A 15,762-nucleotide genomic window follows, 5' to 3' on the forward strand; every position below is an offset into this window, starting at 1 on the left:
AAGGGCAGCCTCACCGTGCTAAGGCATACCTGATTTGGTGACTACATGTCCAAGGTCACGTCGTTGGGCGAGCATCGGGTGAGCCGCTCGGGTCGCGGCAATCTGCTCGCGGTCGAGCCGACCACGACGACACCGACCTGCTCGGGAGCGACCGCGGCCAGCGGCCTGCCCTCGGGGTCGTACACCGCGCTGCCGCCGTTGAACTGCGCCCCGCCGCACTCGCCGACCAGGCCGCTCACGGCGACGAAGAAGCCGTTGTCGAGAGCGCGCGACCGGTAGTACAGGTCGCGACGATGCTCGCTGCCCGCGAAGTACGCGACCGCGGCGACGTAGACGTCGGCTCCCGCGTCTGCGAGCACCCGCGCATGCTCGGGGAAGCATCCGTCGTAGCAGATCGCCAGGCCGAGGCTCCAACCATCGATCTCGACCGCGACGGGCTGCTCACCGGCGACGAAGTGCGAGCGTTCCTCGCCGCACAGGTGCAGCTCGTCGTAGACCCGCCGGACGCCTGCCCCGACCGTCAGCAGGCTGAGCTGCGGCAGTCCCTCCCCCGGGGTCGCGGCGCCGACGATGACGGTCAGGCCCGCAACGGTCGCGGCCTCGTCGAGCGGTCGCAGGCGCGGATCGTCGACGTCGATGACCGTCGGCGGCATCGCATAACCGGTCAGGAACAGCTCGGGCAGCACCAGCACCCTCGCAGCAGCGGCTGACGCCGCCGTGACGGCCTCGACTGCCGTGGCCACGTTGGCCACGACATCGCCGGCGATGCTCGGGTACTGCCCGACGGCGATCCTCACGGCTGCGGCCCGACCGGGTTCAACACCTTCTCGAAGCACAGCGAGGCCGGCATGCCGACGTACGGCTCATAGATCGGGATCGGCGTGTAGCCGTGCCGCTGGTAGGCGCGCACGGCGGCGAGCCGACGGTCGCCCGTGTGCAGGACGATCCTGGACGCGCCGGCTGTCGGGCCTCGGCCTCCAGCGCCGCCATCGGGCCCATCGGCAGCTCCGAGACCGCGCGCCTCGGGCAGCACGAACATCCGCTTGATCTCGAGGTCGTCGCCGAGCCTGCGCAGCAGCGCGTGCGCGACCGGCCGTTCAGCCACTCGCCCCAGGAGGGTCAGCACCACGCTGGCGGCGTCGATGCCCTCGGCTCCATCGCTGCTGCCGTAGTCTCGCTGCGATCCGTAGATCGTGCCGACCTCGGCCACCATGGCGTCACGCAGCGCGACCGCATCCGGATGGTCGAAGTCGACCCGCTGGAGCCGCATCAGCCGACGACGACCTCGACCCGCTGGAACTCCTTGACGTCGGTGTAGCCCGTCGTGGCCATGGCCCGACGCAGCGCTCCGATCAGGTTCATGGTGCCGTCGGGAACCGACGAGGGACCGAACAGCACCGACTCGAGGTCTCCGACCGTGCCGATGTCGACGCGTTCGCCGCGCGGCAGGTCGGGGTGCCAGGCCTCGGCTCCCCAGTGGAAGCCGCGACCGGGTGCCTCGGACGCTCGCGCGAACGGCGAACCAATCATGACCGCGTCGGCACCGCAGGCGATGGCCTTGGCGATGTCGCCGCTGCGGCCGATCGAGCCGTCGGCGATGACGTGGACGTAGCGTCCACCCGACTCGTCGAGGTAGTCACGCCGCGCCGCTGCGACATCGGCGACCGCCGACGCCATCGGCACCGAGATGCCCAGCACCGAGCGAGTCGTGTGCGCCGCGCCGCCGCCGAAGCCGACCAGGACACCAGCAGCGCCAGTCCGCATGAGGTGCAGCGCCGCCTGGTAGGTGGCGCAGCCGCCCACGATGACGGGAACGTCGAGCTCGTAGATGAACTCCTTGAGGTTGAGCGGCTCGGTCTGGCCCGAGACGTGCTCGGCGGAGACCGTCGTGCCCCGGATGACGAACAGGTCGACACCGGCCGCTACGACGGTGTCGGCGAACTCCTTGGTGCGCGCCGGCGACAGCGAGCCGGCCACGGTGACACAGGCCGCACGCATCTGCTGGAGGCGCTCGGTGATGAGCTCGGCCTTGATCGGCTCGGAGTAGATCTCCTGGAGGCGCTTGGTGGCCTGGGTCCGTCGATGCTGGCGACCTCGTCGAGCAGCCTTCGGGGTTGTCGTAGCGCGTCCACAGGCCCTCGAGGTCGAGGACGCCGAGGCCACCGTGCTTGCCCAGCGCGATCGCAGTCTCGGGGCTCATGACCGAGTCCATCGGTGCGGCGATGACCGGAAGGTCGAACCGGTAGGCGTCGATCTGCCACGCTGTCGACACCTCTTCGGGGTCGCGCGTACGCCGGCTCGGGACGATTGCGATGTCGTCGAAGGAAGTATGCCCGTCGACCGCGCTTGGCTGTGCCGATCTCGATGTCTGCCATGGTCTCTAGCCTAGTGGTTGGCTACTGGACGCCGCGCTGGATGTCGTCCAGCGTCAGATCGGTCAGCATGCCGACCGGATCGGCGTTGCGGCGCACCAGCACCGGCTGCACGTCATCGCTCTCCCGCGCCAGCGCGTACTGCGTGTCGGCCAGGGCGAACCTCAGCGCCCGCGACATCGGAGCTGACGCGCGCGTCCGACGGACTGATCTTGGGTGCGGCAGCCTTGATCGCCATCGCGAGGATCGGCAACGTGCCACCGGCGTTCGCGAGCTTGTCGCAGAAGCTGCGCACCTTCGAGTCGAGCAGGATCTTCTCGATGATCGCCTTGTACTCGGCCGGCGAGCTGGCTGGCTGGTCGTGCACGACCGCGATGTCACGGGCCATCTCGTGCCAGGTCAGCTTGGGCGCCTTCTTGGCGGCCTCCTTCGCAGGTTCCTTCGCGCGCTCCTTGACGGGCTCCTTGGCCCTCTTGGCGACGGGCCGGTCGGCCTTCGGCTCCTGCGAGCGCTCGGGCGCCTTGTCGGGCGTCCGCCTCGGTGAGCTCGCCTTGAGCGCCTTCGGATCGGCCGTGGGGCTGGCCGAGAAGATCGGCTGCAGGGCTGCCGCTGGCGGGACGGGCTTGACCTTGAGCGGAACGTACTGGTCGACCTCGCGCTCCAGCAGCGAGTTCACCGGGTGATCGGCCAACGTCGCACCGATGACGTACTTGTCGGGCTCGTGCAGGCGTCGCACCAGCGGGACGAAGTCGCCGTCGGCCGAGACCAGGATGAACACCTCGAGCTGGTCGAGATCAGCAGCGGCGCGCAGGGCGTCGACGACCAGGACGATGTCGGCGGCGTTCTTCTCCGCCTTGCCGACGCTGAACACCTGGACTGTCTCGACGCCGGCACGCTCGACGTCGCGGCGGTAGTCCTCGAGCCCCAGGGCGCCCCAGTCGGCGAAGGCCCTGGCCAGCGCGATCGTGCCGGCACCCGCCTCGCGGGCGGCGGCTGCTTCGAGGCTGGTCGAGGATCTCGTCCATCGAGATGTCAGGGATTTCGGCTTGCCGTACCCCTTGAACAGGTTCTCGGCGTCGATGAAGACAGCGACGTTGCGGTTGTTGTTCACGCCTCGACGTTAGCGCGAAGCGTAGTTGGGCGCCTCGGCCGTCATCTGGATGTCGTGCGGGTGGCTCTCCTTGAGCCCTGCCGACGTGATCCGGACGAACCGACCGTTGCGCTGCAGCTGCAGGAATCGTGGGGGCGCCGACGTAGAACATCGACTGGTGCAGACCGCCGACGGCTGGTGGGCGACGGCTGCCAGCGGGCCGCGGTAGGCGACCTGGCCCTCGATGCCTTCGGGCACGATCTTGTCGTCGCTGACGACATCGGCCTGGAAGTAGCGGTCCTTGGAGTACGACTTCTTGCCGCGCGACGCCATGGCACCCAGCGATCCCATGCCGCGGTAACTCTGAACTGCTTGCCTGCCACGAAGATCAGCTCGCCGGGGCTCTCCTCGCAACCGGCCAGCAACGAGCCGACCATGACGGTGTCGGCACCCGCGACCAGCGCCTTGGCGATGTCGCCGGAGTACTGCAGACCGCCGTCGGCGATCAAGGGGACACCCGCCGGTCCGCAGGCGAGCGACGCCTCGTACACCGCCGTGATCTGCGGGACGCCGACACCGGCGACGACGCGCGTCGTGCAGATCGACCCGGGACCGACACCGACCTTGACGGCGTCGACGCCTGCGTCGATCAGGGCCTGCGCACCGGCGCGGGTCGCGATGTTGCCGCCGATGATCTCGACGCCGTCGAATGCCTTGTCGGCCTTGAGCCGGCGCACCATGTCGAGCAGCAACCGGGCGTGACCGTGGGCGGTGTCGACGACGATGACGTCGACGCCGGCCTCGCGCAGCGCGTTCGCACGCTCCCACGAGTCGCCGAAGAAGCCGATCGCGGCGCCGACGAGCAGTCGGCCGTCCTCAGCCTTGCTGGCCAACGGGTACTGCTCGGACTTGACGAAGTCCTTGACCGTGATGAGACCGGCAAGATGGCCTTCGTCATCGATGATGGGCAGGCGCTCGCGCTTGTGCGCCCGCAGCAGCGCCGACGCGTCTTCGCGGCTGATGCCGACCGGACCGGTGATCAGCGGCATCGGCGTCATGATCTCGTGGACCGTGCGCGTGGCCCACTCAGCGACCGGCACGAACCTCAGGTCACGGTTGGTGATGATGCCCAGCAGCTTGTTGTCCTGGTCGACGACCGGCAGGCCGGAGACGCGGTACTCGCCGCACAGCTCGTCAAGCTCTTCGAGCGTCGCCTTGGGGTGGATCGTGACCGGGTTGGGGATCATGCCGGTCTGGGTGCGCTTGACCAGATCGACCTGATAGGCCTGGTCCTCGATCGAGAGGTTGCGGTGCAGGATGCCGATGCCGCCCTCACGAGCCATCGCGATCGCCATGCGCGACTCGGTCACGGTGTCCATCGCGCTCGACAGCAGCGGGACCCGCAACGACAGCTTGCGAGTGAGACGGGCTGTCGTGTCGACGTTGCTCGGGATGACATCAGTCTCACCCGGCAGCAGAAGCACGTCGTCGTAGGTCAGGCCAAGGGGCGCGAACTTGTCAGGAATACCCGTCTGCTCCATGCCCCCATCGTAACTCTCGGCAGAAGCGGCTCAGACGTCCACCGGCAGTCAGCGAATTCATCTGCCATTTCACCGCCATATGCTCGCGCGCCGGGAGTACGCTGATACCTATGGAGCGCAAGCCAGGGCGCCCGCGTGCGCTGACCGTCGACGTCATTGCACAAGCGGCCCTCGACGACGGTGTAGATCAGTTCAGCATGCCGTCCGTCGCCCGCCGGCTCGGTGTGGCGCACTCAGGCCTCTACCGGTATGTCGCCGATCGGGACGACCTTCTGATCCACGCGCTCGACAAGGCGTACCTGACGACCGACTGGCCAGGCACCGACCTCGGCTGGGAAAGGCTCGTGCGCGAGATCGGCGAAGCGATCTGGCGTTCGTGCGACACCTTCCCCGGTCTCGACCGGGCCACCCAGCTGGCCCCGCGGCCCGCACCGTCGGTCCTCGGCCTGATGGGTGCGTGGGTCACGGCGATCGAGCAGCAGGGCTTCGACCCGGCAGATGCAGCAACAGCGGTCGAGTTCCCGATCGCACTGGCGCTTGACTGCTCGACCCAGATGGGCCGGCTGCGCCGGATGCAAGAAGCCCACCCCGACCGCGAGCAGCTTCCGGTCATCGACGCCTACGACAATGACGAGGTCTGGACCGGTCGTGGGCTGTACGGCCGCAAGCTCGACATCTTCATCGCCGGTCTGGCGACCCGCCGCACAGCCTGAGCCACGCAACACCCCTGCACAACACAAGGCCTGCACAGCACCCGGCCTGCACAGCACAAGGGCTCGCCTCCTGCGGCCACCACGACCGCGCAGGAGACGAGCCCAGCTTGTGGGACCTAGTACTTGGCCAGGTCGTCGGCGAGACGGTTCATCAGGTCGGCGTACGCCTGGTAGCTCGGCGGGGCGACCGACGTCCACGGCACGAAGGCCTTGCTCTTGGCCGCGGCGAGCGTCGCGAACACCTTCTCCTTGCCCAGCAGCGCCAGGCCTGCTGCGCCGATGCGGTCGTCGTACAAGAAGATGTCGGCCGGGTACTTGTCGGCCTTCTCCCAGCTCAGCGACTCGAAGTAGCCGCCCTCGTCGGGGTTGTCCGGCACGGTCAGTGGCAGCCCCAGCTCGTCCTTCCAGTACGACAGGTCAGGACTCACCGCCGGGTTCGACACGTAGAACAGGTCTTGGGCCGCCGAGCCTGCCAGGATCGTCCGGTCACCGAGATCGGAGGAGACCTGCTTGACCCGGTCGGCCGCTGCGCTGAAGTCGTCGTGCGAGGCCACGACGGAGTCACTGTCGAGGTCGGCTCCCAGCGCCTTGGCAGCACGCTCGGTGCCGTCCAGCAGCTCGGGCAGCGTCTTTCCGTCGAAGCTGACGACCAGGATCTGGGCGAGCTTGGACAGGTCGGCTGCGGTCTCGTCGTTGAGGTACCACAGGTCGTCGTCGAGGTAGGCGCTCGTGACGACGAGATCGGGCTTGAGCGTTGCCACCTTCTCGAGGTCGAGGGAGCCGTAGTCACCACCACCGGTGACGTCGGGTGCCTTCGTGATGTCGAGGCCGGCGACCTGCGAGTCGGGTTCGCCATCGGCGTTCTTGAGCGGACCGAACGTGCCGACGATCTTGTCGCCGAGACCCAGATCGGTCAGCGCAGCAGCCATCGACGACTGCACCAGGAGACGTTCGGGAGCCTTGTCGAGGGAGATCTTGGTGCCGAGGTCGTCGGTGTAGCTGAACGCGGCCGCTTCGCCCCCGTTCGCGCCGTCTGAGGAGTCGGACGAGCCGCAGGCACTCGTGATCAGGAGAGCAGCCACCGCTAGTGCGGCGGGAGGGCAGCTTCTTCATAAGGCGAGCCTAACCTAAGGCATCAATCAGGTCGTCGCGACCCCGTCGTAGGCGAACACGATCCGCCGACCGGAGCTGTCGACCTCGACCAGCCGGACCGAGATCTCACGCCCCTCCGGAAGGTCCACTCCCTGGCACTTGGCCACGATCGGCGGGGACGTCAGCATGATCTCGCCCTCCTTGGCGTCAGCACGGACCACGACGGCCTCGAAGCTTCTCCCCTTCGCGCCCCGCGAGCTCCCATGCCTCGGCCTGGTCGATGCATGCCCGGTCGGCAGCAGAGGCGCGCCGGTCGGAGTCCTGCATGATCTCGCCCAACGACGGCAGCGCTTCTCTGGCCCAGTCCGCGGCCGGGCGGCCTGCGCAGATGGCCAGGCACACCTCGGTCCCGAACCGGTCGGCCAGACGCCGCAACGGCGCCGTGACGTGCGCGTACGGCCCACCCACACCGGCATGCACGGGCTGCTGCGGCGCGGCCCCGTCGAACGACTCGTATGCCGCACCGCGCAGCAGACGGGTGGCGTCGCGCATCAGCGCGATCGACGTCGCCAGCTCGGGATCGAGATCAGCCAGGACCTCCGAGGCAGTGGCACCGTCGGCGACCTGCACACCCAAGGCCTGGGCGGTCCGCAGGAAGGCCGCACGGTCGCCGTCCTCGCTCGGCGGCAAGGTACGCAGCAGACCGATCTCGGCCCCCCAGCATGAGCTGAGCAGCCGCCATGCCGGTCAGCAGCGAGATCTCGGCGTTCCACCCGTCGACGTCGGTGCGCTGACGCATGTGGACCCGCCAGCCGCTGTCGGTCATCACGACCTCCTGCTCTGGCAGAGCCAGCTCGACGGCGCCGAGCTCGACGCGCACGGCCCGGCGCAGCCGGCCGAGGTCGGCCAGCGGCTCGATCGACGGGTGCGGCGTGCCGGCATCGAAGCCAGCCTGGACGCCCTCGTAGTCGAGCTGCGCCGTCGACCGGACCAACGCGCGCCTGACGTCGACCCTGGTTGTTGCGCCGTGCTCGTCGACGTCGATCGTCCACAGCGCCGCACCGCGGACCTCGTCAGGCAACAGGCTCAGCGCCCCTTCGGACAGCACCGGCGGATGCAGCGGGACACGCCCGTCGGGCAGGTAGATCGTCTGCCCGCGACGTCTCGCCTCGGCGTCGACGGCACCTCCGGGCGGTATCACCGAGCCGAGGTCGGCGATCGCGTAGTGCACGCGGAACCCGGCCCCCACCCGCTCGAGGAAGACCGCCTGGTCGAGATCGCGCGCTCCGGCCGGGTCGATCGTGACGAATGGCAGCTGCGTCGCGTCCTCGACGTCGCCAGGGCCGGTCGACGCGATCTTCTGCGCCTCTGCGAGAACGTCGGCCGGGAACTGGTCGCTGTCTGCCGCCGGCGGGAGCCCGAGCTCGGCCCGGATGCCGTCGAAGTCGTGGGAGGCTCACGCTCTCGAACGTACAACGCCCGCCCCGGAAGACCGGGGCGGGCGTCGTGCCTGATTCAACAGATCAGTGGTTGTGACCTGCGTGCGCGTCGGCGCCGGCCTCTTCGGCCGGCTTCTCGACGACCAGCGTCTCGGTCGTCAGCAGCATCGCGGTGATCGACGCGGCGTTGGCCAGCGCGGAGCGCGTGACCTTGACCGGGTCGAGGACGCCCTGGGCGACCAGGTCGCCGTAGGTGTCGGTGGCCGCGTTGTAGCCCTGGCCGCTCTCGCGCACCTTGTTGACGACGACCTCGCCGGAGACGCCGCCGTTGCGGGCGATCCACTCCAGCGGCGCGTCGGCGCCGATGCGGACGATCCGGACGCCGACAGCTTCGTCGCCGGTCAGACCGAGGTTGTCGTCGAGCACCGACACCGCGTGGACGAGCGCCGAGCCGCCACCGGCGACGATGCCCTCTTCGATCGCTGCACGAGTTGCCGAGACGGCGTCCTCGATGCGGTGCTTCTTCTCCTTCAGCTCGACCTCGGTGGCCGCGCCGACCTGGATGACGCAGACGCCGCCGGCCAGCTTGGCCAGACGCTCCTGCAGCTTCTCGCGGTCCCAGTCGGAGTCGGTGTTCTCGATCTCGGCCTTGATCTGGCTGACCCGACCGTCGACGTCTTCCTTGTTGCCGCCACCCTCGATGATCGTGGTGGCGTCCTTGGTGATGACGACGCGGCGCGCGGTACCGAGCGCCTCGAGGCCGATCGTGTCGAGCTTCAGACCGACGTCGGGCGTCACGACCTCGGCGCCCGTGAGGGTAGCGATGTCCTGCAGCATGGCCTTGCGGCGGTCGCCGAACGCAGGCGCCTTGACGGCGGCCGACGTGAACGTGCCCTTGATCTTGTTGACGACGAGGGTCGAGAGCGCTTCGCCCTCGATGTCCTCGGCGATGATGAACAGCGTCTTGCCGGCCTGGACGACCTTCTCCAGGATGGGCAGCAGATCGCTGACCGACGAGATCTTGCCCTGGTTGACCAGGATGTAGGGATCGTCGAGGACGACCTCCATGCGCTCGGTGTCGGTCACCATGTAGGGCGACAGGTAACCCTTGTCGAACTGCATGCCCTCGGTGAACTCGAGCTCGGTGCCCATCGTGTTGGACTCTTCGACGGTGATGACGCCGTCCTTGCCGACCTTGTCGAAGGCCTCGGCGATGGGCTCGCCGATGTGGGCGTCACGCGACGACACGGTCGCGACATCGGTCATGTCCTTGATGTCGTCGACTTCACGAGCCTGCTCGTGGAGCTTCTCGGTGACCGCCTTGACGGCCGCCTCGATGCCCTTCTTCAGGCCGACCGGGTTGGCGCCTGCGGCCACTGCACGCAGACCCTCGTGGACCATGGCCTGCGCCAGGACGGTCGCGGTCGTCGTGCCGTCACCGGCGACGTCGTTGGTCTTGGTGGCAACTTCCTTGGCCAGCTGGGCGCCGAGGTTCTCGAACGGGTCGTCGAGCTCGACGTCGCGGGCGACGGTCACGCCGTCGTTGGTGATCGTGGGGGCGCCCCACTTCTTGTCGAGGACGACGTAACGGCCCTTGGGGCCGAGGGTGACCTTGACGGTGTTGGCGAGCTTGTCGACGCCACGCTCGAGTGAGCGGCGGGCGTTCTCGTCAAATTCGAGAATCTTGGGCATCTGAGCCTCTTTCAAAAATTATGGGTGCGACTGGCGAGACTGGTGTGTCTCAGAACGTGAGAGACCCGGCGCCCTCGCGGGGCGCCGGGGCGTCAGATCACGAAACGACAGCGAGAACGTCGCGCGCGGGACAGGATGAGGTACTCCTGGCCGGCGTACTTGACCTCGGTGCCGCCGTACTTGCTGAAGATGACCTTGTCGCCTTCGGCGACGTCCAGCGGGACGCGGTTGCCATTGTCATCGACGCGACCCGGGGCCGACCGAGATGACGATGCCTTCCTGCGGCTTCTCCTTGGCGGTGTCCGGAATAACGAGTCCGGACGCAGTGGTCTGCTCTGCTTCGACGACCTGGATGACCAGACGGTCTTCGAGCGGCTTGATGGTGACCGACACGTGTCGACCTCCCCTTTCAACGGTGAACGTTGGGACGTGTTGGTGAGTACGCCGTCGCGGGGGTCGAACTCACCGGTGGGTTAGCACTCCCACGAGGAGAGTGCCAATACGAAACTTAGCACTCGGTCAAAGCGAGTGCCAGCCCTCACCCCGCCGGAAGGGGGGTCGTCTGGGTCTCGGCGGTCTCGACCAGCAGTCGCTGGGCGATCCGCTCGATCGCCGCATCGACCACGGGAGCGTCGACGTCGTCGAGATCTTCGAGACGTTCGATGATCCACCGTCGGAAGTGCTCACCGAGCGCCCGCATCGTCTCGGCGCCGAGCGGGGTGACCTCCAGGTCTTCGGCCGCGCCTCCGAGATAGCCCCGTTCGAGCAGCTCGTCGAAGGCCGGCCGCAACAGGATCGACGGCACCCGCCGCGCGTGCGCGATCGACCGGACGTCGGCAGGCTGACCCGCGCGAACCCGGCCGTAGGTCTGCGCGAGCGCCCAGATACGGCCCTCGTCGATCCCCAGGTCGGCATCGTGCAGCATCTCGATCACGGCATTGCGATCGTTCGCGTAGACCAGCCGGGCGATGCGCGAGGCGAGGCGGTCCTCGTTGCTGCGGGCCTCGGGCATGCCGAACCCTTCGCCGAGGTCGGCAGCCTCGGGCTTGATGCTGCCGCGCAGCGTCACCTGCGGGATCAGCAGCGCCAGGGCGAAGCCGAGGACGGCCACGGGTGCCGCCCACAAGAACACGTGCCCGATCGCCTCGGCGTAGGCGTGGACGACCGGCTCGATGACCTCGTCGCCGAGCCGGTGCAGCGCCGACGGCGTCGCCGCATCGGTCGGGCTGACCGCTCCCCCGGTCGAGGCGATGGCCGCGGGCAGGCGATCGGACAAGAAGTTGGAGTACAGCGAGCCGAACACGGCCGCGCCGAATGCGCCGCCGAGGGTGCGGAAGAACGTCACGCCCGACGTCGCGACCCCGAGGTCGCGGTAGGCCACGGTGTTCTGCACGATGATCGTCAGCACCTGCATCGACAGGCCGATGCCGAGACCGAGGACGAACATCGACAACGACTCGCGCAGCACCGAGCTGTTCTCGTCGAGGCGACTGAGCAGGAACAGCCCCACCGCGATGATCGGCGAACCGATGACCGGAAAGATCTTGTAGCGTCCGGTCCGGCTGACGATGTTGCCCGACGAGATCGCCGTCAGCATCAGCCCCAGCACCATCGGCAGCAGCCGCAGCCCGGACGCGGTTGCCGAGACACCGTTGACGTACTGCAGGAACGTCGGCAGGAACGTGATCGAGCCCATCATCGCGAAGCCCACGACGAAGGCCAGCGCACAGCACGTCCAGAACACGCGCTGCTTGAACAGCCGCATCGGCAGGATCGGCTCGACCGCCTTCAGCTCGACCAGGACGAACACCACGAGGCCCACGGCTCCGCCCGCGAACAGCCCGATGATGGTCGGCGATCCCCACGGGTGCGTCGTGCCGCCCCAGCTCGTGGCCAGCACCAGGCATGAGGCGCCGATCGTGATGAACAGCATCCCCAGGTAGTCGATCTGCTGCTGCCCCTTCGCCCGCACCCCCGGGAGGGTGCGGCCCGCGACCGCGATCACGAGCAGCGCGAGGGGCACGTTGATGTAGAACGCCCACCGCCAGCTCAGGTTGTCGGTGAAAAATCCGCCGAGCAACGGGCCCAGCACCGTCGTGATGCCGAAGATGGCACCCAACGACCCCTGGTAGCGTCCGCGGTCGCGCAGCGGGATGATGTCGGCGATCAAGGCGGTGGCCGTGACCGTCAGTCCACCTGCGCCGAGTCCCTGGATCGCGCGCGAACCGATCAGCCAGCCCATGTCCTGCGCAGCCCCGCAGAGAGCCGAGCCGATGATGAACGTCGCCACCGAGATCTGGAAGACCAGCTTGCGGCCGAACTGGTCACCGAACTTGCCGATCACGGCGGTCACGACGGTCTGCGCCAGCAGGTAGGACGTCACGACCCAGGAGACGTGATTGCCCCCGCCCAGGTCGCCGACGATCGTGGGCAGCGCGGTCGAGACGATCGTGGAGTCGAGCGCCGCCAGCAGCATCCCCAACGCGATCGTGATGAAGGCGATCTGACGGGCTCGACCGTTCAGGATGTGCGCCTCAGGCGGAAGCTCTTCGACAGTGGCAGTCGTCACGAATCGAGAGTCGCACAGTCTCGGCCCGACGTCACGCACCGAAGATCGACAGCAGGCGGCAGACTTCTCCCATGGAACTGTCGACGTTCGAGCAGCTGCTCTCCGTGCCCGGACAGGAGCTGCTCGCCGAGGTGGCCCGGTGTGCCGGGGTCGAGAGTGACCTGTCGCTCGGCACCCGGCTGCGCAAGACGTACGCTCCCGATCTCGTCGCCGCGGCCGTGACCCAGAACCATCTGCGCGGCAAGGCCGCCACCAAGTTCGGCGCGGACGCGGCCCGCCTGTACTTCACCCACGACGCTCTGGAGCAGTCGACGCGGATGCGGGTCGCGTCCCACCGGGCTGCTCGCCTGGCCAGCACCGGCGCGACCTCCGCGATCGATCTCGGTTGCGGGATCGGCGGCGACCTCATCGCACTGGCCCGGGCCGGCATCGCGGTGCGCGGTGTCGAGCAGGACCCGGTGCGTGCGGCGATCGCCGCCGCCAACCTGCGTGCTCTCGACCTGGCGGGCGAGGTCATCTGCGCCGACGCGCAGGCCGTCGAGATCGGCACGGACGAGGTTGCCTTCATCGACCCCGCACGCCGCAACGGCCGGGGACGCACATTCTCGACCGCCGACCTGCAGCCTCCGTGGGACTGGGTGCGCGAGCTGCTGGCCGGCCGGGCCGTCGCCAAGGTCATGCCCGGTCTGGCGCACGACGCCGTCCCGTCCGGGGTGGAGGCCGAATGGGTCAGCGACGGCGGCGACCTCGTCGAGGCGTGCCTGTGGGGAGCTCCTTTCGCGACGACCACTCGACGGGCGACGGTCCTGCCGTCCGCCACGAGCCTCGTCGCCGACGGGGAGCCGGTAGCCGTCGCCGACGTGGGCCCCCCACCTCTACGAGCCCGACGACGCGGTGATCCGCTCCGGGCTGGTCATGGAGCTCGCCGCGACGATCGGCGGCTGGCTGCCCGATCCGCACATCGCCTACGTGAGCTCTGAGCAGATCGTGACCACCCCTCTGGCCAAGGGATTCCGGATCGTCGACGAGCTGCCCTTCCGCGACAAGCCGTTGAAGGCGGCCCTGCAGGTGAGACGCATCGGCACCCTGACGATCAAGAAGCGCGGTGTCGACATCGTCCCCGAAGAGCTCGTCAGGCGGATGAAGCTCAAAGGACCCAACAAGGCGATCGTCATCATGACCAGGGTCCAGGGTCAGGGCCGAGCCTTCCTGGTCGAACGACACTGACCCGCCCCCTTTTCTTTTCCGCGAGTGGTGCGTCTCGGACGTTCTGAGACGGTGTGTCTGGCCAAGGCGCACCGCTCGGGGAGGTGTTTGCACCACTCGCGGGCTGGGTTCGCGGGTTCACTCTTAGGCTTGCTCCATGCGCATCGACCTCAACGCCGATCTCGGTGAGTCGTGGGAGCGGTGGCGTTCCGGCGACGACGTCGCGCTGCTCGACGTCGTGACCAGCGCGAACGTCTGCTGCGGCGCGTACGCCGGCGATGCCGAGCTCATGCGAGTCACCTGCGAGGCTGCCGTCGCTCGTGGTGTGGCGATCGGCGCCCAGGTCGGCTATCCGGACCGGGAGAACTTCGGCAGGGTCTATGTCGACATCTCCCCCGCCGAGCTGACAGCCGAGCTGCTCGACCAGGTCCGGATGCTCGACGACATCGCGCGCTCGATCGGCGGGACGGTCACCTACGTCAAGCCGCACGGCGCGTTGTACAACACGATCGTCCACCACGAGAGGCAGGCCCAAGCGGTGGTCGATGCGATCTGCGCGCTCGACCGGCCCCTGCCCCTGCTGGGCCTGCCCGGATCGCTGGTCCTCGACCTCGCGGCAGCAGCTGGCCTCCCGGTCGTCCACGAGGGTTTCGCCGACCGCGCCTACACGGCAGCCGGCACGTTGGTGCCGCGCAGCGAACCAGGTGCAGTCCTCGACCTCCCCGACGCGGTGGCCGCGCAGGCAGTCGACCTGCTCGGTCGCGTCTCGTCGATCTGCGTGCACAGCGACTCCCCCGGTGCACTCCAGCTGGCACGGGCCGTCCACGCGGCGCTGGAGCACGCCGGCGCCACAGTGGCGAGCGGGTCGTGAACGTCCTGCCGTACGGCGACCGGGCCGTGCTGATCGACTGCGACGACCTGGCCGAGGCACAAGGCTGGTTCGCAGCGCTCGACGGGCACGCCGAGGTCGTTCTGGGCGCTAGGACGGTGCTGGTGCGCGGCGACGTCGCGCAGGCCAGGTCGCTGATCGCTCGCACCCGACCGTCCACCGCAGCCGCCACGTCAGGGCTGTCCGTGGAGGTCCCCGTGACGTACGACGGGCCCGATCTCGACGACGTCGCACAGCTCACCGGCATGTCGTGCGACGAGGTCGTGGACGCGCACACCGCAACGGAGTGGACCGTCGCCTTCGGCGGCTTCGCACCAGGCTTCTCCTACCTTATCGGCGGAGACCCCCGGCTCGAGGTGCCCCGACGCAACACCCCGCGCACGCGCGTCCCGGCCGGCGCGGTCGGGCTCGCCGGCCCGTTCAGCGGGATCTACCCACGCGAGTCACCCGGCGGATGGCAGGTCATCGGCCACACGAGCCTGACGCTGTGGGACTCCGAGCGTCGGCCACCGGCCCTGCTTGCTCCCGGCACGCGCGTCCGGTTCGTGATCGCATGACGTTGATCGTCGAGGAGTCCGGGCCGCTGAGCCTCGTGCAGGACCGCGGTCGTCCCGGGCTCGGACACCTCGGGGTCAGCGCATCCGGCGCGTTCGACCGCGCGGCGCTGCACCAGGTCAACACGGTGCTCGGCAACGCCCCTGGCTCGCGGCGGTCGAGGCTCTCGGCGGTGGTCTGGTGCTGCTGGCCCGAGAGCTCACACGTCGTCGCAGTGACAGGAGCGGTCGGCGACGTCGCGATCGACGGAGCGCCGATCACGTTCGGCCGCGCCGTGACCCTGCGCGCTGGGCAGAGGTTGCACATCCACCACCCCAGGGCGGGACTGCGCACGTACGTCGGAGTCGCCGGCGGGATCGCGGCCACGCCAGAGCTCGGTTCCCGATCCACCGACACTCTCGCCAGCCTGGGGCCAGCGCCCCTGCGACCAGGCGACGAGCTGCAGGTCGGCCCACCGCGCCCCGTCCCCGCCGCCGAGGACGTCCCGCCTCTCATCCGCACCGGCGAGCTGACCGTCGACGTCGTCCTCGGCCCCCGCGACGACTGGTTCACCCCCGCCGCCGTCCGACACCTGCTGGAAGAGTCGTGGCTCGTCAGTCCCGCC

14 protein-coding genes and 4 pseudogenes are annotated in these 15,762 nt (G+C 68.7%); 6 read left to right on the plus strand and 12 right to left on the minus strand.

Annotated elements, in window-relative coordinates; all coding sequences use genetic code 11:
• Positions 1-41 precede the first annotated feature (41 nt).
• The 5 genes and pseudogenes from ACHMWU_RS06090 to guaB form a co-directional block, all read right to left on the minus strand.
• Positions 42-797, minus strand: a complete 756-nt coding sequence (locus ACHMWU_RS06090; protein WP_396042115.1) for a carbon-nitrogen hydrolase family protein — start codon at positions 795-797, stop codon at positions 42-44.
• Complete coding sequence (locus ACHMWU_RS06095; RefSeq protein WP_396042116.1) at positions 794-1,270, minus strand: GNAT family N-acetyltransferase; 477 nt, start codon at positions 1,268-1,270, stop codon at positions 794-796. Before ACHMWU_RS06095 ends, ACHMWU_RS06090 begins: the two co-directional genes overlap by 4 nt.
• Positions 1,270-2,375, minus strand: a pseudogene (locus tag ACHMWU_RS06100) (GuaB3 family IMP dehydrogenase-related protein). The gene ACHMWU_RS06095 and the pseudogene ACHMWU_RS06100 overlap by 1 nt, the downstream one beginning before the upstream one ends.
• Before the next feature lie 112 nt (positions 2,376-2,487).
• Positions 2,488-3,483 (minus strand): NYN domain-containing protein, encoded by a 996-nt coding sequence (locus tag ACHMWU_RS06105; protein WP_396042117.1) that lies wholly within the window; start codon positions 3,481-3,483, stop codon positions 2,488-2,490.
• A gap of 9 nt (positions 3,484-3,492) precedes the next feature.
• Positions 3,493-4,916: pseudogene (guaB, locus tag ACHMWU_RS06110) on the minus strand (IMP dehydrogenase).
• Positions 4,917-5,113: 197 nt separating this feature from the next.
• Here guaB and ACHMWU_RS06115 point away from each other — a divergent pair.
• Positions 5,114-5,716 (plus strand): TetR/AcrR family transcriptional regulator, encoded by a 603-nt coding sequence (locus ACHMWU_RS06115; protein ID WP_396042118.1) that lies wholly within the window; start codon positions 5,114-5,116, stop codon positions 5,714-5,716.
• 116 nt (positions 5,717-5,832) lie between these two features.
• Here ACHMWU_RS06115 and ACHMWU_RS06120 read toward each other — a convergent pair whose 3' ends face one another.
• The 7 genes and pseudogenes from ACHMWU_RS06120 to ACHMWU_RS06150 form a co-directional block, all read right to left on the minus strand.
• Entirely contained in the window at positions 5,833-6,798 is a 966-nt protein-coding gene (locus tag ACHMWU_RS06120) for an ABC transporter substrate-binding protein (protein ID WP_396042119.1), read from the minus strand.
• 57 nt (positions 6,799-6,855) lie between these two features.
• Entirely contained in the window at positions 6,856-7,029 is a 174-nt protein-coding gene (locus tag ACHMWU_RS06125) for a hypothetical protein (RefSeq protein ID WP_396042120.1), read from the minus strand.
• Positions 7,016-7,438 (minus strand): hypothetical protein, encoded by a 423-nt coding sequence (locus tag ACHMWU_RS06130; protein WP_396042121.1) that lies wholly within the window; start codon positions 7,436-7,438, stop codon positions 7,016-7,018. Before ACHMWU_RS06130 ends, ACHMWU_RS06125 begins: the two co-directional genes overlap by 14 nt.
• Complete coding sequence (locus ACHMWU_RS06135) at positions 7,395-8,243, minus strand: RNB domain-containing ribonuclease (RefSeq protein WP_396042980.1); 849 nt, start codon at positions 8,241-8,243, stop codon at positions 7,395-7,397. The genes ACHMWU_RS06130 and ACHMWU_RS06135 overlap by 44 nt, the downstream gene beginning before the upstream one ends.
• Positions 8,244-8,331: 88 nt before the next feature.
• Entirely contained in the window at positions 8,332-9,939 is a 1,608-nt protein-coding gene (groL, locus tag ACHMWU_RS06140; RefSeq protein WP_396042122.1) for a chaperonin GroEL, read from the minus strand.
• 97 nt (positions 9,940-10,036) lie between these two features.
• Positions 10,037-10,332, minus strand: a pseudogene (groES, locus tag ACHMWU_RS06145) (co-chaperone GroES).
• 145 nt (positions 10,333-10,477) lie between these two features.
• Positions 10,478-12,508, minus strand: coding sequence for an MDR family MFS transporter (locus tag ACHMWU_RS06150; protein ID WP_396042123.1), 2,031 nt, complete (start codon positions 12,506-12,508; stop codon positions 10,478-10,480).
• Between the two features lie 71 nt (positions 12,509-12,579).
• Here ACHMWU_RS06150 and ACHMWU_RS06155 point away from each other — a divergent pair, with 71 nt between their 5' ends.
• The 5 genes and pseudogenes from ACHMWU_RS06155 to ACHMWU_RS06175 form a co-directional block, all read left to right on the plus strand.
• A complete protein-coding gene (locus ACHMWU_RS06155; protein WP_396042124.1) occupies positions 12,580-13,488 on the plus strand; it encodes an SAM-dependent methyltransferase in 909 nt (302 codons plus the stop codon).
• A complete protein-coding gene (locus ACHMWU_RS06160; protein ID WP_396042126.1) occupies positions 13,478-13,735 on the plus strand; it encodes a hypothetical protein in 258 nt (85 codons plus the stop codon). Before ACHMWU_RS06155 ends, ACHMWU_RS06160 begins: the two co-directional genes overlap by 11 nt.
• A 136-nt stretch (positions 13,736-13,871) precedes the next feature.
• Positions 13,872-14,585 carry a LamB/YcsF family protein gene (locus ACHMWU_RS06165; RefSeq protein ID WP_396042127.1) on the plus strand — a complete coding sequence of 238 codons (714 nt, stop codon included), beginning with the start codon at positions 13,872-13,874 and terminating at the stop codon, positions 14,583-14,585.
• On the plus strand, positions 14,582-15,160 hold the full coding sequence (locus ACHMWU_RS06170) for an allophanate hydrolase subunit 1 (protein ID WP_396042128.1): 579 nt from the start codon (positions 14,582-14,584) through the stop codon (positions 15,158-15,160). Before ACHMWU_RS06165 ends, ACHMWU_RS06170 begins: the two co-directional genes overlap by 4 nt.
• Positions 15,157-15,747, plus strand: a pseudogene (locus ACHMWU_RS06175) (allophanate hydrolase subunit 2 family protein); the annotation flags it as partial. The gene ACHMWU_RS06170 and the pseudogene ACHMWU_RS06175, both read left to right, overlap by 4 nt.
• Positions 15,748-15,762 lie beyond the last annotated feature (15 nt).

The organism is Aeromicrobium sp. UC242_57 (genome assembly GCF_044452305.1).
Classification (GTDB): Bacteria; Actinomycetota; Actinomycetes; order Propionibacteriales; family Nocardioidaceae; genus Aeromicrobium.